Annotated in this window: 8 protein-coding genes and 13 pseudogenes; 8 read left to right on the forward strand and 13 right to left on the reverse strand. The window is 59.5% G+C overall.

Annotation, left to right across the window (positions count from 1 at the left end):
* Positions 1 to 67: 67 nt before the first annotated feature.
* Together EJ071_RS06950 and EJ071_RS06955 are read left to right on the forward strand one after the other, a co-directional pair.
* Positions 68 to 697, forward strand: a pseudogene (locus EJ071_RS06950) (transposase); the annotation flags it as partial.
* 101 nt (positions 698 to 798) lie between these two features.
* The gene (locus EJ071_RS06955; RefSeq protein WP_126097337.1) at positions 799 to 1,821 is read left to right on the forward strand and encodes an IS110 family transposase; all 1,023 of its coding nucleotides are present in this window, start codon (positions 799 to 801) and stop codon (positions 1,819 to 1,821) included.
* Between the two features lie 313 nt (positions 1,822 to 2,134).
* On the opposite strand, the pseudogene EJ071_RS06960 reads toward EJ071_RS06955, so the two are convergent.
* The 3 genes and pseudogenes from EJ071_RS06960 to EJ071_RS06970 all read right to left on the reverse strand — a co-directional run.
* Positions 2,135 to 2,578: pseudogene (locus EJ071_RS06960) on the reverse strand (helix-turn-helix domain-containing protein); the annotation flags it as partial.
* 192 nt (positions 2,579 to 2,770) lie between these two features.
* On the reverse strand, positions 2,771 to 4,000 hold the full coding sequence (locus tag EJ071_RS06965) for an acetyl-CoA carboxylase biotin carboxylase subunit family protein (protein WP_126097338.1): 1,230 nt from the start codon (positions 3,998 to 4,000) through the stop codon (positions 2,771 to 2,773).
* Between the two features lie 1,706 nt (positions 4,001 to 5,706).
* A pseudogene (locus EJ071_RS06970) lies at positions 5,707 to 6,777 on the reverse strand (integrase core domain-containing protein).
* Between the two features lie 658 nt (positions 6,778 to 7,435).
* On the opposite strand from EJ071_RS06970, the gene EJ071_RS06975 reads away from it, so the two are divergent.
* On the forward strand, positions 7,436 to 8,440 hold the full coding sequence (locus EJ071_RS06975; protein WP_126097339.1) for an ATP-grasp domain-containing protein: 1,005 nt from the start codon (positions 7,436 to 7,438) through the stop codon (positions 8,438 to 8,440).
* A 621-nt stretch (positions 8,441 to 9,061) separates the two neighbouring features.
* Here EJ071_RS06975 and EJ071_RS06980 read toward each other — a convergent pair.
* The 3 genes from EJ071_RS06980 to EJ071_RS06990 are packed head-to-tail and all read right to left on the reverse strand — an operon-like array spanning position 9,062 to position 11,886.
* Positions 9,062 to 10,234, reverse strand: a complete 1,173-nt coding sequence (locus EJ071_RS06980; protein WP_126097340.1) for a Xaa-Pro peptidase family protein — start codon at positions 10,232 to 10,234, stop codon at positions 9,062 to 9,064.
* A complete protein-coding gene (locus tag EJ071_RS06985) occupies positions 10,221 to 10,481 on the reverse strand; it encodes a hypothetical protein (RefSeq protein WP_126097341.1) in 261 nt (86 codons plus the stop codon). Before EJ071_RS06985 ends, EJ071_RS06980 begins: the two co-directional genes overlap by 14 nt.
* 46 nt (positions 10,482 to 10,527) lie before the next feature.
* A complete protein-coding gene (locus EJ071_RS06990; RefSeq protein WP_126097342.1) occupies positions 10,528 to 11,886 on the reverse strand; it encodes an MmgE/PrpD family protein in 1,359 nt (452 codons plus the stop codon).
* A gap of 705 nt (positions 11,887 to 12,591) precedes the next feature.
* Here EJ071_RS06990 and EJ071_RS06995 point away from each other — a divergent pair.
* Positions 12,592 to 13,244 (forward strand): annotated as a pseudogene (locus EJ071_RS06995) (leucine zipper domain-containing protein); the annotation flags it as partial.
* Positions 13,245 to 13,494: 250 nt separating this feature from the next.
* Here EJ071_RS06995 and EJ071_RS07000 read toward each other — a convergent pair.
* Positions 13,495 to 14,753 (reverse strand): annotated as a pseudogene (locus EJ071_RS07000) (IS110 family transposase).
* Positions 14,754 to 14,902: 149 nt separating this feature from the next.
* Here EJ071_RS07000 and EJ071_RS07005 point away from each other — a divergent pair.
* Positions 14,903 to 15,179 (forward strand): annotated as a pseudogene (locus EJ071_RS07005) (integrase core domain-containing protein); the annotation flags it as partial.
* Between the two features lie 133 nt (positions 15,180 to 15,312).
* Here the strand turns inward: EJ071_RS07005 and EJ071_RS39235 are convergent.
* The 3 genes and pseudogenes from EJ071_RS39235 to EJ071_RS07020 all read right to left on the reverse strand — a co-directional run.
* Complete coding sequence (locus tag EJ071_RS39235) at positions 15,313 to 15,495, reverse strand: hypothetical protein (protein ID WP_245460402.1); 183 nt, start codon at positions 15,493 to 15,495, stop codon at positions 15,313 to 15,315.
* A pseudogene (gene istB, locus EJ071_RS07015) lies at positions 15,473 to 16,324 on the reverse strand (IS21-like element helper ATPase IstB). Before istB ends, EJ071_RS39235 begins: the two are co-directional and overlap by 23 nt.
* Before the next feature lie 96 nt (positions 16,325 to 16,420).
* A pseudogene (locus tag EJ071_RS07020) lies at positions 16,421 to 16,681 on the reverse strand (IS21 family transposase); the annotation flags it as partial.
* Here EJ071_RS07020 and EJ071_RS07025 point away from each other — a divergent pair.
* Positions 16,680 to 17,003 (forward strand): annotated as a pseudogene (locus tag EJ071_RS07025) (transposase); the annotation flags it as partial. The pseudogenes EJ071_RS07020 and EJ071_RS07025 overlap by 2 nt on opposite strands.
* A gap of 247 nt (positions 17,004 to 17,250) precedes the next feature.
* On the opposite strand, the pseudogene EJ071_RS07030 reads toward EJ071_RS07025, so the two are convergent.
* Positions 17,251 to 17,667 (reverse strand): annotated as a pseudogene (locus EJ071_RS07030) (IS481 family transposase); the annotation flags it as partial.
* Between the two features lie 76 nt (positions 17,668 to 17,743).
* Here EJ071_RS07030 and EJ071_RS07035 point away from each other — a divergent pair.
* Positions 17,744 to 18,753, forward strand: a pseudogene (locus EJ071_RS07035) (IS256 family transposase); the annotation flags it as partial.
* A gap of 443 nt (positions 18,754 to 19,196) precedes the next feature.
* Here the strand turns inward: EJ071_RS07035 and EJ071_RS07040 are convergent.
* Entirely contained in the window at positions 19,197 to 20,201 is a 1,005-nt protein-coding gene (locus EJ071_RS07040) for an IS110 family transposase (RefSeq protein WP_348628135.1), read from the reverse strand.
* A 243-nt stretch (positions 20,202 to 20,444) separates the two neighbouring features.
* On the opposite strand from EJ071_RS07040, the pseudogene EJ071_RS07045 reads away from it, so the two are divergent.
* Positions 20,445 to 20,647: pseudogene (locus EJ071_RS07045) on the forward strand (transposase); the annotation flags it as partial.
* Between the two features lie 37 nt (positions 20,648 to 20,684).
* Here EJ071_RS07045 and EJ071_RS07050 read toward each other — a convergent pair.
* Positions 20,685 to 20,837, reverse strand: a pseudogene (locus tag EJ071_RS07050) (IS481 family transposase); the annotation flags it as partial.
* Positions 20,838 to 21,413: the final 576 nt, after the last annotated feature.

Genomic DNA, 21,413 nt, shown 5'->3' on the forward strand with positions numbered 1-21,413 from the left:
TGCTTCGCGCTGATGATAAAACGTGGTCTGCGTGAACAGCCACAAGCATCAGGAAAGGAAGCGCAGCATGAGGCATTATCCCGGACTGGACGTCTCGGTGAAAGAGACGGCCGTCTGCATCGTGGATGAAGGAGGCCGCATTTGCCGAGAGATGAAGCTTGCGAGCCATCCGAACGATCTTGTTGAGGCGTTGAAGAACCCCGCCTGGAATCTGGCCCGGATCGGGCTTGAAGCTGGTCCCTTATCAAATGGTTGTTCAGTGGTCTGGCGGGAGCCGGACTACCTGCAATCTGCATCGTAACCCGTCATGCGAAGGCCTTTCTCAAGGCGCAGGTCAACAAGAGCGACCGCAACGATGCGCGCGGCATCGCGCAGATGATGCGGGTTAATTGTGTTCCGGCCGATGCACGTCAAGACGCTGATGAGCAGGAACGTCGGGCGCCTGTTGACAGCCCGCAAGTTGCTGCAGGAAAAGGCCATCGCAATTGAGAATGACATTCGAGGCCTGTTGCGTAACTTCGGTCTCAGGTTGGCATTGTCGGCGCTGCCAAATTTGGGGATCGCATCCAGGACCTTTCCGGCGACATCCCGGAGCTACGTGACATCATGGAGGTGTTGCTCGCCGCCCGGCAGAAACTTCGCGAGCAATTCAAGGGTGACACGGTTTGCGCGGTTGACGACCGTCCCTGGTGTCGGACTGACCTGTCGGACTGACCTGATGAGGTGGACGGCCTCCGCTCCCGGCATCGCAATGTGCCAAAGTGTGGCTGTCGAAAGTCACATGAGGGAGAGCCGTCCATGGAGAAGGTTAGCACAATCGGTCTGGATGTCGCCAAGCACGTGTTTCAGGTGCACGGCGTTGACGCGCAGGGCGCAGTGGTTGTCCGCCGGAAGTTGCGTCGCGACGATGTAGTCGCATTCTTTACGTCCTTGCCGGCGTGCTTGATCGGCATCGAAGCCTGCGCAACGAGCCATCACTGGGCTCGTGTCCTCACGGCTCTGGGGCATGAGGTTCGCCTGATGCCTGCGTCATACGTCAAGCCATACGTGGAGCGGCAGAAGAATGATGCTTCGGATGCCGAGGCAATCTGCGAGGCGGTCACGCGACCGACGATGCGCTTTGTTCCGACAAAGAGCGAGGAGCAGCAGAGCGTGTTGATGCTGCATCGCGTCCGCGAGCTTTTGATCCGGCAGCGGACAATGCTGGTGAACGCCTTGCGCGGCCACTTGGCGGAGTTGGGCATCATCACTCGTCAGGGTGCTACAGGGCTGAGCATGCTCGTCGCGTTGGTTGAGGACGAGGGGCACGACCTCATTCCCCCGCTTGCCCGATCGGCCCTCTTTCTTTTGGTACAGCAATTGCGTGAGGTGCACGAGAAGGTCGGTGAGCTGGACCGACAGATTCACATCTGGCATCGTTCGCACGAGTTGAGCCGTCGCTTCGAAACGATCCCCGGCATCGGTCCGATCACCGCCAGCGCAATCGTTGCGACCGTGACAGATGCTTCCCTGTTCAAATCCGGCCGGCAACTCGCGGCTTGGCTTGGCCTGGTGCCGCGACAGAACTCATCCGGAGGAAAGGATCGGCTCGGGCGGATCAGCAAGCAAGGCGATCCCTACATCCGTCGCCTTCTTGTTGTGGGAGCCCATGCCGTGCTTCGCTTCTGTCGTAAGGGCAAAGCGGCACCCACTCGCTGGGCTGCCGAGCTTCTGGCGAAAAAGCCGTACAACGTCGTTGCGGTGGCCTTGGCAAACAAGATGGCCCGGATCGTCTGGGCGTTGATGACTACGGGCAAGCGCTTCGCGGATTCACCGGCGTAGTGACGTAGTCGCAGAGGATGCGCAGAGGTTGGTGAGGTGCTGATGGTGTGATGACCGACGGTCGAACCGGGATCGGAAAAACCCGCTCAGTGGGTGCCGCTCAAAAAGCGCGTTGACCTGTCTGGGATCCGATCCGCGGACTTCATCAAGGCCAGCGGCATGAACAGGCCGCACTCAAAGGCCGAATACATGCCTGCACCCGACCAACCTGTCATCAATGTCAGAAAGCCCTTGCCACGCGGAGGCCGTCCATACATGCCACTGAAGTTTCATCCGGCTGCCGTTAGAGCCTCGGCGGGTTTTGCTGCGATACAGAGAGTTTGAACGCCTCGCTCCGGTGCGGCTGCAGGCCGAAGGCGGTCCAGATCCGGCGGATGTGGTATGCGACAGGATGTCGCCGCAGCCATAGAACGGATCGACGTGGGTGGCGTCCTTCAGCGTGGTGTTCAGCGCGCGCTCGATCACCTCGGCCACCTGTGTGTCCGACAGAGTGGCGCGGGCGTCCAGGGCGATACTCATCAGTGGGCCCTTCGATCCAGTCCTGCACGAAACGCCTGCGCCATTTGCCCACCGTGTCTTCATGCACCCCGAGCCGCTCGGCGACGTCCTTGCTCTGAAGACCCTCGGCGCAGAACAGGATCATCCGGCGCTGGTCCGAGAGCGAGGGCGCCGCCTTGTACCGTCGAACCTGGGCTTCGAGAAAGCGCTCCTCATCGCTCAGCGCCACCTTCGTCCGCCACCCTACCTGCCATCGCATCACCTCCCGACTGCTCGGATCAATGAGACGAATACAGTTCCGAATGGCTAGCGACATGCGGCTAATCTTATCGAGGCGGCGACCCCATTATAGACCCCGTCGCTCACCTGCTGTGAATTGTCCAACTATTCGGCGAGAACGTCTGTCAGCTGGCGCTAGCTGCGCCGCTCCAGGGGGGAAGGGACGCAGATTCTAATCTCCATCAGGGGTCGGAGAAGGCGTAATAGACCAATGGATCAAGTCGACGGCACTCTGAAGTATCGCCTCGGTCCCAGCACGGCAGGGTGAAACGGCCATTACATATCCGATAGAGTCTCGGTAATCTCCCTTCCTTACGATCAGCGTCTTGGGTTTGACGTACAACTTAACCTCGGCGACACCGGGTATAGCAGCCGCGCGACTGTCTCCGTCGATCCAATCGAGGATGCCATCGCGATCAGGAAGTAGGGCCCGCCACGCCGCAACATTCGAATGGCTTCTGTGCAAATTCCATTCGTCGCCGATGACAAGTTTGATGTGCTCGCTGGTGAGATCGATGCCGTAAGCCAGCTGAACCGAGAGAGGACCGCCGGAAAGACGCGGATTTACTTCGATGACGACTGGGCCACGCTTTGTCCACCGGAATTCAATATTCGTTGGCCCCCAGCCAAGGTCGAGAGCCCGCAAACAGCTCAACGAAAGATCGGCGATACGCTTGTGCTGGTCATCACTCAGCGGGGCTGGGCAGATGCACTGATGGAAGACGAAATGCGGTGGCGGGCCAAAGTCAGAGGCGACAATTCCAATGACCTCGTTTCCCATCATATGAGCGCAATAATAGGGGCCTTGTGCGAATTCTTCGACCAGTATCGGGGAAGACCGCGTGGGATCCCCGCCCAACAGATAGGTCGTATGTTCGGCCAGCTCTTCCACATTGCGGCACAATCGGACACCGATGCTGCCGCTGCCCACGGCTGGCTTAATAACCACCGGCAGCCCGATCTCCACTGCAAAGCTTTCAACCTCCGTCGCATTCGCTGCCAAGTGATAAGCAGGTATTGGAACGTCGGCCTCCGCGAGGAGCTGACGTTGAGTGTATTTGTCGCAGCATCGTTCAATCGATACGGGGTTCGGCCCCGGTAGATCGAAGTGCTGGCAGAGCTTGCCAACTGTCGCAGAGACCGACTCGTCATTGCCCGCAAAGCCCGTAATGCCAGCAATGTCATACGTCTCACTTAACCGGGAACATTCGCGGATCAGCGCATCAAGATTTTCGGTATCGACTCGGGTGGCCTCAAGCTTTTCCTCCGCAAGATAATCGTACTGAGCTGGATCGGTCGACAGGGTAATTGGATGAAGGCCAAGACGCTGGGCCGCTTTCGTGTATCGCAGGCCCGTGTCCCTTGAATGGCCTTCAATCAGAATAAGCGCTCTTTTTGCCATCGGCGTTGACCTCCATTGCGTGCTGTGCTGTGGTCCGAGCTTAACAGGCATCAGCTTTTGTAGCCGTGCGACCCCGGACATGTGGTAAGTAGCACGGTCAGCTATTTGCAGGCGCAAAGGTTCTGTAAATTCATTTCAAGGAACCGTTACACGACTGAATTGTGGGTTTCTCGGTGATGTTGCGGCACAGCAGGGCAAGGCCCGTGAGCCTGAGCTCGGCCTGAAACTGGGACCCTCAATTCCGTCGCGTCTTTCGGAGCTCCCCTCTTCGGGGGCAACCCCTACACCACGTTTCTGTGCGATGGATCGCGATAGAGCGCATAGCTGACAGAGCGCTTGGCGATGATGTGCTTCACATGCTTCTGACCGTTGCGCGGTGGTCGGTATAAGGATGCGGTCGCACAATCTTCTTGGACCAGTAGCTTTGGGTATTTGCCTGGGCCAGACTCTGGGCGAGATCGATGCGCCTCGCTAAGATCGCGGCGGTCGTAAACCATCTGGGTTCCGCGGCGCGATCAGCTGCGCGATCAGCTATTGTCGGCTTTGTCGAATACGAGACACTGTGTTTTTGTGCTGGGCTTTCTGCTGCACTCTCATTTGACGCTTTGATCGGCAGCCAGAACGGTCTTTTCTGTGCCCTTCTGCCCGGTTGGCACGACTTTTGAAGCTCGTTTGTCGCGAGGCGGCAGGGCTGCCGCCGATCTTCATATCGTGGACACCTGCGAACATCGACGAGTAGAAGGAAATCAGCATGTCAGGTCAGTCTCAGAACGTATCCTGTGGGAACGGAGGGATCGGTAAATCCACAGTCACCAGGATTCGCTCGCTGCTCCTCTCCGCTTCAGGCAGAACCGTCCGAATCATTTGCTGCGACGGCAAGGCCAGAGATCAGTGAGGTGGACAATGGCGCCAGCAGGTGCAATGCGCGGCAACATTCAGGGAAACAAGCATGATTTCACGGCAGCGTATAATCGCAGGTGGCCGCACGCCTATTTTCGCGCGCATCTGGCCTTAGATTATGTGATTTCAGATCGGGCCAAACCGGTCTTTGAAAGGATATTCGCCGAGTATCGACGTGTTCGAAACAAGACTAGTTTGAAAATAATCGACGTCGGTTGCTCCTATGGCATCAACGCTGCTTTACTGCGCACCGATCTCGATCTCGACGATTTGTATGCTGCCTATCTGAAATCCGGAGGATCGCTCTCGGGACGACAGGAGTTAGAGCATCGCGCTTTCTTTCGGGATCGCGGTCTCCGCGACGATATCCAGTTCGTCGGCGTGGATCCATCATTCCGGGCTGTCAGGTATGCGCAGACCCTGGGCCTGCTGGAGGTTGGAGTAACGGCAGACTTGGAAACACGTGATTTGAGCGTCAAGGAACGATGCGCCCTCGAGGATGCGGACATCCTCATCAGCACAGGCTGTGTGGGCTACGCCACCGAGCGAACCTTTGCGCGCGTGTATGACGCCTCGGCGACGTCACGCCCGTGGGTCGTCGCCTTCGTAATGCATCCCTTCAGTTATGACGACATCGCCGCGGCCCTTCGGGGCTTCGGGTTAGAAACTAAGCACCTAGACCAGTTCAGACAGCGCCAGCGCCGCTTCTCCACACTAGTGGAACGGCGCGCAATCTTGAAGGCTATGAGCAAACTCGGCATGGAAGACCGCCTAGAGCGCACGACCGGCTATATTTACGCGTCCTGCTACGTCTCCGCACCGCCAGGCGAAGCTGGCCTGCCCCTATCGGGTGATCCATGTTGAACGTTGGTGCATGCTTGGTCTTTGCGTACGGGTGGCCGGCGTAGCTGGTCCGGGTCTTGTTGTGTTGGCGACATTCTTCGATTCAGATCCGGGATTCCTAGAAGAATTCGCCCTCGAGCAGTTCGTCACGAACCTTCGAGTTGAAGCTCTCGCAATAGCGATTTCCCAGGAGTGCCGGGCATAATGTAGGCGGTTTTGACCCCGACAGCGGCGCCATCACGCGACGCCTGGTCATGAACTCTGGGCGTCATTGGATCGAACGTGGGCCGGGAATGCCGGAGGATGAACAGATCGGAGAGAAGTCGATCACGTCGACGGCCTTCAAGTGGTGACACGCTCTCTGACGACGGTGCCTTGTGAACTCATCGATCACATTGAGCATGCGCATTACCTTCCACTGCTGGTTCGATCCTCGACGAGTCGGAGGACCAGACATTTTAGGATACTCCAGCCGAAGCCGGATGGACAGATCGTCATTGAGTCACAGAGAGACGGCCACGTCTGGGTGCTTCTGAGAACCTTCAGCCCCTCACGCCGCCAGATCCGTTTGAGGTCACCTCCAGACGCAGAGCAGCATCACGGCGACGCGCGATAGGTGTAGCGGCCATATTGGCGGGCGAGCACGATGATGTCGGCGGTCAAAGCCACTTCATCGGAACCTCGGTCCATGGATTTATAAGCACCCGGCGCCCCCGTCATTGGGGAACTCCAAGTTCAGCAACAATATCCAACACGCACGCACGGCGACGGGCGGCGCCTGGAAGTTTCCCCGCGCAGCTTCCGCCAGGATCATCTTGTCCGGCGTCAGGTCGGAGCCGGCGTTCTCGGTCAAGTTCTTTCAGCCGCCTGACCTGATTCGCCTTCACCCCCCCAAGGTCCGACCAGTGACGAAAGTAGGTAACTTCCGTCACCTATCGTTGGGTTCGCCTCTGCAATCGATTTGCCCTGCAAAATTAGAACTCAACCTGCTGCAGCTTCGTGCCGATCTCGCCCGCATGTCTCTTTCTGGCCAGTTCTTCACTCATGCATCGGCTAGAAAGCAATACCTAAGGGAAGACCTCTCAGACACAGGACAGCGCGGTCGAAGCCTGAACCATGACGAACTCGTCGATGGCCATGACATGGCAGCTTCGAGTGAACTAGTTGAACCCACTCAAGCGGTCGCCCCTCTGCGCGACGACCTGCAATGCGATCGCAGGAACCATCTGCGCAGTGCACTAGGCTAACACTCCGTGTATCCATTAGTGGTCTGCCCCGGCGAACTTAGCGTGCAGCGACGCCGCGGCGAAGTGAAACAGCTTCGCGGCGCCTGTTATTCCATATAGGCGATCCGCAGATGCCGGCTCCGTGGGTGACATCGCAATCGGGAGTTTCATCGCGACCATACGTTCGAGTGGCATGATAGACGAACGCGGCCATTCAATGTTCCATGTGTCTCGCGTTCACTCACGTCCGATGAAAACGCCTGTGTTCGCAAGCCGACACGCTGAGGTACACGTATTCCGCCAATGCTACGCGAACCACACGGTTTTCCCTCTTTCTCGCACAGGTTTTGGTGGCACGCCGATTGCATGGAAACGATGAAGGCACCAAGTGCCGGACATAGCTGTTCACCTCGATCAGCTAATCTGAACGGTTAAATGCAACATAAAGACATCGAAGGAGTAGGTCATGCGAGTAGCCGTCGTGTGGAATCATGATCATACGGGCGTGATCAACCGGTTCGGTCACCCTTGTCAGGAGGAATACGGCCGCGAGATGGTGGAACGGATGGTGGCGGCGCTGCAAGGGCGCGGCCACGAGACACTGCTGTGCGAAGGCGATAAAGGACTACTCGCCACGCTCGAGCGGTTCATGCCACCTGATCCGCAAGCCCGCCCCTCCGGAATGGTCTTCAACATGGCCGCCGGAATACAAGGCGAGTGCCGTCTCACGCACGTTCCGGCTATGCTCGAGATGGCCGGCGTCCCATACACTGGATCGAGCCCGCTCGGGCATGGGGTGGCGCTCGACAAAGCTATCACCAAAAGACTCATCCGGGATCGCGGTGTGCCGACACCGAACTTCCGCGTGATGCGTACCGGCACTGAGAGCACCGAAGGTATTCGATTCCCAGTGGTAGTGAAGCCGCGCCACGAATCCCTCAGCTGCGGATTGCAGCTCGTGCATGAACCTGCTGAGTTGAGACGCGCCGTGGAAGGTATTGTCACGCAATATGAACAGGATGTCCTCGTGGAAGAATACATTGAGGGGCGAGAAATATACGTCGCACTGCTGGGAAATGGAGAACCCGAGGTGCTGCCTCTGATTGAGCTGGACTTCGGCGACCGTGAAACGCGTCTTGTGACTTGGGAAGACAAGCAGCACATGGCTGTCGCGGCGCCGCAGACCATTTGCCCGGCGCGAATCGATAGTAAGCTTGCGACGGCGCTGCGGGATATTTCGGTTGCGACCTTCCGTGCCTGCCAATGCCGGGACTATGCCCGCGTTGACCTCCGGATCGACCGGTCCGGCCGGCCTTTTGTGTTGGAGATCAACTCCATGCCGGCGCTCGGCGCGAACAGCTTTTATCCCCTGGTCGCGAGGGCCGCCGGACACAGCTTTCCTAGTTTGGTTAATCGCATGCTCGACATCGCCTACACGCGGTACTTCGGAGTCGGCATTCCCCAAGGCTGACGCCCGTCGAGTCGCGACCGCCGGGTGCAGCGTCGGTGACGAAGGCGACATAGAGAAAGCCGGCTCAGATCGCCGCATATCCGACACCCAAATTCAGGCGCCGGCGCTGGCGGTTGGCGTGATCCAGCGGGCAGGCGCGGCTTGTCGCTTTTGGCAATCTCCGCCGGCTTGATGGTCGACAAAGGCAATCAGCGTTTGAATGGCGTTCGAGCCCGTAAGCGGAAGCCTTAGGCAAGATCTCATTGGCTTGCCGAAACTGGCGGTTATCCGCCCTCCGCGAGCTTCTCCGCACCCGCGCGTGGGGTAAGCACATCGCTGTCCACATCCGCCCCTCCTCACCCAGTCCTTGAGCGTCTGCACCATGTAGCCGATTTTGGCCGCGATTGACGACATGGTCGCTCTCAGCGTGACTGGGGAGGTCCCCTCGTGATCCAAACCACCCGAACCGCGCTGGCCGGACCTCGGTTGAAATCGATTTGTTGTTTGATTGGCTCCTGCTTCTCAAAAGTTGGAGCGCCCCGCACGCGGCGCGGTTCATGGGAAATCCGCCGGCTTTCATCGAAAAGTAGCTGACGATGCCTACGACTGGTCGCATGTGCTTTGCCATCTTGAATGGAGTGCTTATATACGCGAGAAGAGCTTGCGCTCCATGGTGGTCAGGCGTTCCGGGCCTTTTTCCGTCACCAGCACCGTCTCGCTGAAGCCCATCCCCGCTGCCATCATCAGCATATGAAACACCATTCCCGGCTCTAAGACCCATTCGACGCCAGGCACGAATTCGCGGATAAATTCGCCGGCCGACGGGCGATGATTAAGACCAAGCGAATAGCCGGCACGATTCGTATAGGTTTCGCGCAGTCCAGATGCCAGAAGCGGCTCGCGGCAAGCTCGGTCGACCACGCTGGCCGGTGTGCCCGGCCGCATCAATGCGATCGCCTCGTCTTGGATGCGGATGATCGTGTCGGCGATACGCTGTTGCGCAGCGCTCGCCGGACCGACAACAGCGGTGCGCATCAAGCGTGCCCAGTAATTCTTGTGGACCCCGTTTTGCTCAAAGTAGACAGGATCGCCACGTTCCAGGCGCCGGTCCGAAAGTCCTCCATGTATGAGACTTGTTCGATCGCCGGAGGTGATGATACCGCCGAGCGACGCTGCCCCCGCCTTCACCAATGCGCTAGACACAGCCTCGGCGAGTTCTCGCTCCGCGACTCCAGGCGCGATAGCCTCGATGCCGGCCCGCAGACCCACTTCAACTAGCCGCGCAGCGCCGCGCAGATGTTCTAGTTCCCGCGGCGATTTGATCAGGCGCAGGTGGTCGACAATACGGGGCTCTCCAACCAGAGTTGCCTTCGGCAGCAGCGCCTGCAGCATCTTCCAGCGCTCCACCGTCAAGAACCATGAGTGCTCATCCAGACCGATGCGCCCGCCTGCCAACCCAAGACCTTCAAGGGCTCTTCGCGCCGTGTCGAGCCAAACGGGGAGCGGATCAGCGGCATCTGCATAGACCACATGGTTTTTGACCCATGAGGTGCTGTGCGCCGTGGGGACTTCCATGTCGCGCACGATCAGCACCGGGTCGCCGCGGCTGGGTACTGCTAAAGCGTGATAGGAGAAATAGCCAATTTGATCGAGGCCACTTAGATAATTGATGTTTTCTGGTTGGTGCAGCAGTAAGACGGGAAGATCATACTTAGCCATCTCTTCTTGCGTACGCCGTAGGCGCTCCCGATACTCCTCCGCCGGGAAATCCATGCCGTTATTCGCAGGCTCACTCACCGTCTTAAGCTCCTTCATCGTTGACTAGCTCATTGTATTTGTTTCGCCGTTCACCCGTCTGGCGGACCACCTCTACGCCGGCATACATAACGACTGTCAACGCGATCAGCAGACTTGAAACGGCAGCGATTGTAGGCGTGATCTCTTCCCGAATTCCCGACCACATCTTTATCGGTAAGGTGGTGGTATCCGGCCCGCTCACGAAGAGTGACAGCACCAACTCATCGGCAGATCCGTTGCGGAAATTGAAGCTGGAAACCTGCAAGCCATGCCCATGAAATTTCGCCCGCACAGCAAGTACCTGCCCCTTCCTAGCTCAGGAGAATCGCGGCGTCATCTTCGGCATATCGCCTGCCCCGTCGAGAGAGAGCAGCCAGAAGAGGCCCAAGGCCTGCTGCTTCGAGGTTGCCTATTGCCGAGAGGATCTCGTCCTGCCACCGCGGGTGAACGTTCTCTCTGCTGAGGCCCTTGAATTTCTCCCAAATCTGATCGGCCGATAAAGGGCGCAGGACATCCCCAAGTGGGTGTCGTACAATCATTTCTTCCGGCCCTTTCCCTTGATCCATGACAACGCGGGCTGGCGTTTCGGCTGGAAACGCCGAAGCGAAATCGGAGGACGCTTCAAGCTCAATACGCCCGGCCAACTCAATGATGCGTACGTCAGTGAGACGTTCAGGTTGAACAGGCCGTAGGGCTTCCCGCCCGTACAAAGCGGCCAGTGCGCAACTAAAATAGAAGCTGTATTGAGCCCCCTCCAAGGTGCTGGGGGCGCGCTCGTTTGCTAGGCGCAGCGCTTGTGGGAAAGTTTCTATGCGCAGCTTGCGGATCTCTTGCCCATCGCGACGCATGGCTAGTATCGCATCGATAGCTGCGTGGATATAGCGACAGCATGCATACGGCTTAAGATAGCATTTTTGAATTTCCCATGAAGACCCAAGATTTTGGGTCAGGAGATGGCGGGTGAAACGATCGTCGTCATCGAGAAGATTGAGAGGTCCAGTTGCGGCTGCCCGCGCGCGATAGGCGGCGGTGATACCTGCAACCACGGCGGGCGGAATCCCTTCCTTGATCGTGCTACCCTCGAATTTCGAGGTTGTGGTCAGGAAGACGATTGGTCCTTCGGATCCGGCAATACCTAACGCATGAGCGGTTTCCGTGGCACTCAAACCCAAGAGACGGCTAGCTGCAGCCGCAGCCCCGTAGCCGACCCAGCGTCCAGTTGCATACGTATCGATTGCCGCAACCGGCCGAGAGCTCGCGATTCGGAGGGCGATTTCATATCCGAGCGCAATTGCAACCATGGTCTCGGAGACCGACGCGTCAACAGCCTGAGCCACTGCCAAGGCGGCGGGAATAACGCCGGCACCCGCGTGGCCTGCTGCGCCACGATGACCGTCGTCGATATCCAGCGCGCTTGCCGCAGCGCTGTTCGCCATCGCGGCGCCGACCACACTAGAACGATCCTCGGTCACCCAAATGCTGATCAGGCCCTCGCCATAGGCTTCCAGTGCTGATTTTCTGGCCGCATCAGCTAACGGCGATCGCAGGCCCGCAGCCGTGGCACCGATAAGATCTAAAATGAGCAACGAAATTGTACGCCGTGTCGCCGCAGGCAGTGCACTTGCTGGATAGCTGCTAACGAATTCGGCGAGTTCAGATATGGCTCGCACTGAGGTATACTCCAATATATCCGCTTCTTTTCGAATAAAGTCTACGGCTGCTTTTCTACCTCGGGGCGAGCCTTGTTACCCACAATAGTCTCAAGCGAAGCCAGGGCCATGTGCTGGCAGATGGAATTAGGAGACGTCAAACTCCTGCTGCAGCTCGATCAACAACGCGCCTGCTTAACAGTTAAGAAGCCACTCCATTTTGCTGGTGCACTGTTCTACCGGTTTCGATACCGCGTAGCTCCAACAAGCCAAGTTTCATAAAGAATTTACACGTTGAGAACGCCTATTTGCACTTGAGGCGGAGCAATTAACAGAACGGCGAGGTTGTGATGCGCTGACCTTCGCTTCACCATCCCCCTTGCAATCCGCATGCCACCGAAGAAGTTGTCCGAGCAAGTGGCGGACACTGTGTTTCGCGCCGCGCTACCGGAACACTTGACCATTCGTGTGTCTTCTTCCGAACATAGGTGTCTCCGCATGAGAGGCGACCGTCGTATTCAACGTTCCAAGTTCTCGTGGGTCCATATCTAGTGCCAATTCAAACGCCCACCACAATAATGTCTATTGGGCTCTCAGTGGTGGTGGACTCGGCATCCGAGCATCACCAAAGACTCTTGCTAGCTGTGAGCTTTCGGGAGGTTGTCCATTCGGACCGGACCGAGGAGACTGGAGTTACCACGCTTCAGCATCTATCGGAGGGTCCGAATGAACATCCACAAGAATGCCCGTCTCACACCGCTGCGTCGAGAGGAGATGGCGCTGTCGGTGATAGAGGGCGCTTTTTCCAAAGCCCATGCGGCGCGGGTCTATGGCGTCGGCCAAGATCGTGGCGCGCTGGGTCGAGCGCTATAAGGCTGAAGGGCGGGCCGGCATGATCGACCGTTCCTCGCGGCCCGCCCATATGTCACAGGCCACCGCTGCGTTGATCGCCGAGCGCATCATGGCGCTGCGGCGGCAACGTTGGACCGGCAAGCACATCGCCCATGAGGTCGGCGTCTCGCCCGCCACCGTCAGCCGGGTTCTCAAGCGTGCCGGGCTGTCGCGGCTAAGCGATAGCGAGCCGGCCGAACCGGTCCGGCGCTACGAGCGGGAGAACCCAGGCGAGATGATCCATATCGACATCAAAGAAGCTCGGCCGCTTCAGCCAAGTCGGCCATCGCATCACCGGCGAGCCGCAAAAAGGCAAGTCGCGCGGCGCCGGCTGGGAGTTCGTCCACGTCTGCATCGACGACGCGTCCCGCATCGCCTTCTCGCAAATCCTGCCCGACGAGAAAGAAGAACGCGCCATCGCCTTCCTCAAGGCGGCGGTGGCCTGCTACGCCAGCCTCGGCGTCACAATAGCCCGCGTCATGACCGACAACGTCCTAAGCGCGGAACGAAATGGAGCCTGCAGTCAAGGTCTCTCTGTTCGTCAGCATGCCCTTGCTGCGTGACGTTGGTCAAGTCGTCGAACCAGGCGGCTTCCACCGGCAAGGGAAAAGGTCTCGTCCATAGCAAACACAGGGTCCGCACGAAGGCGGGCCCTCACCGTCCTCAACACGAGCTTCTGATCCAGGCGGAAGACCCGAACATTATCTACAGGGTCATCGAATCGATGCCCTCACGGCCCTAGCTGACAGAGGTTCTTCCACCTGGCACCCGCCCTTCAACGAAGGGCCGGTAGTCGGAACCACCTTTGACGACAGCGTGCACGACGCGGGCCATCTTGGCGGTAATAGCGGTCATTGCCTTGCGGCGTAGATCGGGATTGTCGCGATCCCGCGCAATGTAGCGTTCGAACTTATGACGGAAGCCATTCTCCCGCTGGCGGATGGCGACTTGTCCGGCGATCCACAGGGTGCGGCGCAGCCGAGCATTGCCGAATTTGGAAAGGCGGGTCTGGCCCCGATATTGGCCTGACTGCTGTGTCGAGAGGTTCAGCCCGCAGAACTTTAGAAACTGGCGATGATGGGTGAAACGGCGAAGATCGCCGGCTTCGGCAATGATGGTCAATGCGTTGATCGGTCCAATGCCCGGGATTTGTCGCAGGAGCTGATAATCCTGGCTGTGCCGCAACAGCTCGTCGGCCTGCGCTTCGATCTCATTGCGCTGCCGGATCAGGCTGCGTGCTTCGTCAATGACCATCCGGAACATGCGAATGGCAGGGACATCAAGCGGCAGCGGCAGTCCGATCGATGAGCGCGCCGTCTCGTAAATATCCATTAGAATCTGTGTCTTGCTGACCTTGCGGCCGACGACATCCCACGCTGCTGTCACAAACTCCTCCTTTGTCCGTGATGCTTGCTGGCGTCGGAAAGGCATGAAGGAAGGCGAAGAACCAATCGCTGCGGCTGTTCCCCCGGAATCGATCGATCTCGGGAAAATACAGTGGCAGGTAGTGCGTCAGGATACGGTGCTGGATCTCGGTCTTGGCCCTTGGCGATCGCTTCATGGGTCTTCGACAGTTCCTGCACGTCGTGATGCCGGCGCGCGGCGGATCATGGTAGACCTGCGTCGCCTGGATCCTGAGCATGTGCAGCATCACCTGGGCATCCTTTGGATCGTTCTTGTCCCAGCTGTTGTGCAACGCTTCTCGTGTTCGGGCCAGCGCCAGCGACGCCACCAGCCGCACCTCGAAACCCGCTTCAGCCAGGCGCCATGCTATCGGCCGGTGATAGTTCCCGGTCGCTTCAAAGGCGCAGACCACAGGGCGGCCGTACGCCTGCAGCACTTCGATCATATGGTCGTGCTCAACACCGGGTGTTGAGGACCAAAAGGCGACGCCGGCGCTTGTGGCCCGGTGCTTCGATCAGAACTTCATTGCGCACCTTGGCAATGTCGATCGCTACCAGCACCGCGGCGGCGGGTGTAGAATCTGAAGTGGTCATGGTCGGTCTCTCCGGAATGGGCTGTGAACATTCCACATTCTAGAGAAACTTTGACTGGCCATGGCCGCCTCGACAGCGGTGCGCGCCTGCAGCGAGCTGCGCGCACCGCTCTCTCGGTCGCCGCGGCTCCTTCATTCCGTAGGTGCTACGGCTCCTGCTACAAATCAAAGGCCTTCGCCAAGGCCTGCCGCGATCTCGGCCTCAAGCACGTCAGGACAAGACCCTATACGCCCAAGACCAATGGCAAGGCCGAGCGCTTCATCCAGACAGCATTGCGCGAATGGGCTTATGCCATCGCATCCGACATCCGATCACCGTGCCGCCGAACTGCCTGTCTGGCTACACAGATACAATTGGCATCGTCCACATGGCAGCCTAAAGTCCAAAACACGTATCAGTCGCCTGGCTCTAACCGAGGACAACCTGTGGAGGCAATGGCGGCGTGCATGGGGCGTCCATCGCGCGAAGCTTGGAGATCGGCCGCATATATGTTCCTGCAGCAGCGGGCGTTTTCAGTGCCGTGGGTCTGCTTCTGGCCGAAAAGTCAGTAGCTGTCGCATCAGCCTTCGTCGCACGACTGGACGAGCTCGACGATACGGCAGCTGAACAGGCTTACGTTCAGCTCCAGCGTGAGGCGGAGCGCCTTCTGGGTGTTTCCGGGAAGGCCAGGTGCATGCGCCAGGTAGAGATGCGCTACCTTGGGCAGGCATTCGAGCTGATTATTGATCTCGATGTTGGGCACCTATCCACCGAGGCGCGCAGCGAGCTGCGGTGAGCGCCCGATCAGGCGGAGCTGGTTGGGGTTGCACAGCCTGATCGGGCGCGGCTGATTGGCTTTCGGCTTCAGTTTGAGAGCGGCTCTTGAAGCGCCAGGACTCATTTCCGGTTTCGACGATCTCGCAATGGTGAGTGAGGCGATCGAGCAACGCGCTGGTCATCTTGGCGTCGACGAAGACGCTCGGCCATTCACCGAAGGCGAGATTGGTAGTGATGAGGATCGAGGTGCGCTCGTAGAGTTTCGAGATGAGATGGAAGAGCAACTGCCCGGCGGCCTGGGCGAAGGGCAGATAGCCGAGCTCATCGAGCACGACGAAGTCTAGCCGGGTCAGGTGATCGGCAATGCGGCCCTGGCGGCCGGAGCGGGTCTCGGCCTCCAGCCTGTTGAACAGGTCGACGACGTTGAAGAAGCGGCCTCGCGCGGCGTTGCGGATGAGTGAGCGGGCGATGGCGATCGCCAGATGCGACTTTCCTGTGCCTGTTCCGCCGACCAGGAACGACGTTGCGATGATCGGCGACGAAGACGCCGCCGGCGAGATCGCGCATCCGGGGTTCGTTGACCGGCGTGCCGGCGAAGTCGAAGTCCTTGGCCAGCGGCAACTTGGCGACGGCGAGCTGGTATTTGATGGAGCGGGCCTACTTCTCCGATATCTCGGCCTGCAAGAGATCACCGACAATCCTGGGCGGCTCGTGCTGTCGCTTGATGGCGACGCGCCCATGATCTCGTCATAGGCGCTGCGCATTCCGTAGAGCTTCAGCGCTCCCATCAGTTCCATTACCTCGGTGCGTTCCACGGCTGTTTGTCCTCCTGAGACTGTCATAGCGGGCGCAGTCGGCGACCGGCTCGTGAGCTAGCTTCAGCGCCGGGGAATGGAAAGGATCGTGCCCGGCGCCGGATCATGCGCGTCGAACACCATCTCCTGCGTCTCGCACGGATACGCCCTCACGAATACATGCGGCTGGTGGCAGAGCCGCATGTGCGCGACCTTCACTGTCACTGTCACGCCGTCGAGCAGGACGATCTCGTGACTCCAGTCGAACCGGTAGGCCTCGCCAGGTGCAAAACTCAGCGGAATGTGGGCCTCGGCGCTGCCGCGATCCGCCGCCCAACTCTGAGCATGCCGCCACACCGAACTGTAGCTGCCGTCAAAGTTCTGCGGGCTGAACCTCTCGACACAGCAGTCAGGCCAATATCGGGGCCAGACCCGCCTTTCCAAATTCGGCAATGCTCGGCTGCGCCGCACCCTGTGGATCGCCGGACAAGTCGCCATCCGCCAGCGGGAGAATGGCTTCCGTCATAAGTTCGAACGCTACATTGCGCGGGATCGCGACAATCCCGATCTACGCCGCAAGGCAATGACCGCTATTACCGCCAAGATGGCCCGCGTCGTGCACGCTGTCGTCAAAGGTGGTTCCGACTACCGGCCCTTCGTTGAAGGGCGGGTGCCAGGTGGAAGAACCTCTGTCAGCTAGGGCCGTGAGGGCATCGATTCGATGACCCTGTAGATAATGTTCGGGTCTTCCGCCTGGATCAGAAGCTCGTGTTGAGGACGGTGAGGACCCGCCTTCGTGCGGACCCTGTGTTTGCTATGGACGAGACCTTTTCCCTTGCCGGTGGAAGCCGCCTGGTTCGACGACTTGACCAACGTCACGCAGCAAGGGCATGCTGACGAACAGAGAGACCTTGACTGCAGGCTCCATTTCGTTCCGCGCTTAGGACGTTGTCGGTGAGGACGGCGTGGATCTTGTAGGGAACGGCCGCGATCAGGCGCAGCAGGAAGTCTCTCGATATGGCGGTGGTGGCCGTTTCCACGAAGGGGAACTTCGAGGTGCGATCAATGGCGACGAACATGTGCAGCTTGCCCTGTTCGGTGCGCACCTCGGCGACGTCGATGTGGAAGTAGCCGATCGGATGGCTCTTGAACTTCTTCTTCGCCGGCTTGTCACCTTCTACGTCCGCAGGCGGCTGATGCCGTGGCGCTGCAGGCAGCGATGCAGTGACGAGCGCGTCGTGTGGGATCGTCGCTTGTAAGGCGTAGAGGCAGTCATCGAGTGGCAACAGAGTGTAGCGCCGGAAGGGGACGATGACGGCCTCCTCCTCGGGCAAGAGCACCGTCGATCTAGGCTCTCTCGGACCGGTCGGCACATCGTCCACGGGACTGTCAGGAATTCTGTGCGCGAGGCCATGATGATGGAAAGGAGAGAATCATCACATGGCTATCGAGAAGGAACTTCTGGACCAACTGCTTGCCGGCCGCGATCCGAATGAGGTGTTTGCCAAGGACGGATTGCTCGACGACCTGAGGCGCTTTCGGAACGGATTCTGAACGCTGAACTCGACGAGCACCTCGAGGACGACCGCACCGACGGCAGCGCCAATCGCCGCAACGGCCATTCGAGGAAGTCGGTTCTGACGGGCACGTCGAAGATGACGCTGTCGATCCCGCGCGACCGGGCCGGGATCTTCGATCCGAAGCTGATCGCCAAATACCAGCGCCGCTTTCCCGATTTCGACGACAAGATCATCTCCATGTAGGCGCGCGGCATGACGGTGCGCGAGATCCGCGGCCATCTGGAGGAGCTCTACGGCATCGACGTGTCGCCGGAACTGATCTCGGCCGTCACCGACGCCGTCCTGGAGGAAGTGGCCGAGTGGCAGAACCGCCCGCTGGATGCGATCTATCCGCTCGTCTTCTTCGATGCGATCCGGGTCAAGATCAGGGACGAGGGCTTCGTGCGCAACAAGGCCGTCTACATCGCGCTCGGCATCCTGCCGGACGGCACGAAGGAGATCCTCGGCATTTGGATCGAGCAGACCGAGGGCGCCAAGTTCTGGCTGCGCGTCATGAACGAGCTGAAGAGCCGTGGCGTCGCCGACGTCTTGATCGCCGTCGTCGACGGCCTGAAGGGCTTCCCCGAGGCGATCAACGCCGTCTTCCCCCAGACCGTGGTCCAAACCTGCATCGTGCATCTGATCCGCCATTCGCTGGAGTTCGTGTCGTGGAAGGATCGCAAGCCGGTCGTGCCGGCGCTGCGCGCGATCTACCGGGCAAAGGATGCCGAAGCCGGCATGAAGGCCCTGGAGGAATTCGAAGCCGGCTACTGGGGCCAGCGGTATCCGGCGATCACCCAGAGCTGGCGGCGCAACTGGCAACACGTGGTGCCGTTCTTCGCCTTCCCCGAAAGCGTGCGCCGGATCATCTACACCACGGATGACATCGACAAGCGTGATTTCGGCTTTCTCGACTCCTGTGCGTTTATTTGTTCGGCTCAGGTGAGCGTGTTTCTTCGTCCCGGCCCACAGGATTTCCCATGCGAGCGTGTCGAGACGCAGTCAAGGCTGGCCGGTGCGATGGCGCCATGGCCGGCTGCGAGGTTTCCAGGCCACGCCTTGACTGCGTCGAGCACGGCGCCTTTCTGGAGTGGACCGGGGCGATGACTGTCGCACCGGGATATTTGCTTATGTTATGTTCGCCTGGCACGGACGACCACGTGGCAAAGAGCGGCGTGAGAGGATGAGAGCGCCGCCGCGCAGCCGTTATAGTCGTTCCTCGTTTGTGGCGTCCGTGCGCCGCTTCGGCCCTAGTGACCGCCAATGCCGAACCATCAGCTCGTAGGCACGTTCGGCATTCTCGGCCGCGGCTTTCTCGCTGTTTCGCAACTCCTTCACGTTGTAGGCGTAAGCCGAACCGCGGCGACCGACACCGCGCTCGCCCGGCGCGCCAGCCTTGAGAGCGAGCTGCCTCTGCTTTGCCGCCACCAGCGCCGGCGAGCCCAGAAGTAGTCCTGCTCCTTTGTCAGCAGATGCCAGATCAACACGGCGAGCTTGCGGGCGAGCGCCACGGCTGCGACCTGATGGCCGCGCTTGTTGCGGATGCGCAGGAAGAAAGCCCTGAGCGGTCCGGGCGCCTTCGCCGCCGCCCAGGCGGCCTCGACCAGCATGGCGCGGGCATGGGAACGCCCATGTTTGCTGATCCGGCCATATTGCGCCAAGCCAAGACCGGATTGACGCACACGAGGATTGAGGCCGAAGTAGCTCACCAGCTTCTGCGGTTCGCGGAACCGCCGGATGTCGCCGACGGCGGCGATGATACCGCTCGCGACGATGGCATTGACGCCGGTGATCGTCTGAAGACGCCGGACTTGCACATCATCAACCGCTTCCCGGGCGATCTCCCGATCGAGGTCAGCCAGATCCTCGGCCAGGCGGTCGATCTCGCGGATGTGGCGAGCGATAGCGGCCCGCTCGTCGTCGGGAAGCACCTGCCGCTCGAGCCAGGCGCGACCCCGACGGTTGAACAGATCGGCATGCGGGCACTTCGGCACGAGGTGCGCCTGCAGGAATCCATGCACCTCGTTCTTCACGCGCGTGCGATGCCGCACGACCTGGTTGCGCCGCGTGACGAAGCGGCGAAGCCGCTCCGTCCGCTCATCGGGAACCCAGACCGCCGGCAGAAAACCGCTGGCAATAGGGCGACAGAACCCGCACCACTGCCATGGCGTTGCCCGTAGCTTCGACGACAACCTCATCCATTCGTCGCAACTGCGGCCGAAGCCTTCCAGTCCCGAGCGGGTCATGTCGACCCGTCCGTGATGGCGCAGTTGGCCATCTTCCCAAACCACCACCTCCGCAAAGGTGCGGTGGATGTCCATCCCAATCACGCGTCTCATCGGCTCCTCCTCAAACAGTCGGGAGCCGGCGGGCGACGCGACACCTACGGATCCGCGCTCTCGGCGCAACCGGGCAGGTCGCAGGGGCGGCCAGCTACTAACGCGAGCTCGCAGCTCATCGAATACATCGGCCTGCCCGTACTTGGCGTGCTCCCGGTGCCCCTGTCCCGGATGGTCGCACCATACGCCGAAAGCCTTTCATCTCAGCGGGGATCAGGTGGCACCGTCATGACCATACCGGTTACGAACGCGATCGAGGCGCTGAACTCGAAACTGCGCCGCGCCGTCCGCACCCGAGGCCATTTCCCCAATGACGACGCGGCAATGAAACTGTTATATCTGGTCCTGAACCACGCGCCAAGGATTGGAAACGACCTCCGCGCGAGTGGTTCGAGGCCAAAACCCAGTTCGCCGTCGTCTTCGGCGAAAAGTTCGTCAGCCAATGACGAAACCGGCCTCGCGCACAGAATTCCTGACAGTCCCATCGGCCACCGAGGTCCGTTCCCGCCATTTGGCAACAGTCTTCTGGTTGATCCCGTACCGCTTCGCCAGCGCTCTCAGGCTCTCTTGACTATGCTGTATCGCTCGACGAACCGCCTCTGTCGTCGTGGCGCTCCCATGAAGAACCTGGCCCATAGCGCATCCTTTGATTCGGACGATGATGAACCATCAAAATCTGGGATCAAACATCTAGTTGGCCAGCCAATGGGCAAGATCGCACCGCACTTCGGAGAGGCAGTGCGGTCATACGTCCACTGCAGTAGTTTCGCAGTTTGCAGGAAATGCACTAGCATTATCATACCGCCTACACTCGCTTCTCGCCGAGGTGGCGGTGCCGCCACATCGTGGCCAGCGGCAAGCCACCAGATCTGGCAGTTACTAAAAAACGTTGAGAGACTATCTTCGACTCCTGTCAACGAACAACGGAGCACAAAACCCCGGCCACGCACGCGATATGAAGATGATTTGCCGTGCCGGCGGCCTGCGAACCGGCTGAACCGATTGACCCCAGAGCATGCAGCCTTTCCCGAAGGATCCGAATTGATTTTCCGGGAGTGGTGTCTGCCCACCGGGCAGAGACCGGCGGCCAAGGTAGAACGCCGCCCTAATCCACTTTTGCGGCTGTGATACAAACGAAATAGATTGATTGTGAGCGGTCGAAGAGAGGCAGCCCTTAAGCAGGTTCAAGATGTTAACCCAATGAAACTAATA

This window comes from Mesorhizobium sp. M1B.F.Ca.ET.045.04.1.1, from assembly GCF_003952465.1.
GTDB lineage: Bacteria > Pseudomonadota > Alphaproteobacteria > Rhizobiales > Rhizobiaceae > Mesorhizobium > Mesorhizobium shonense.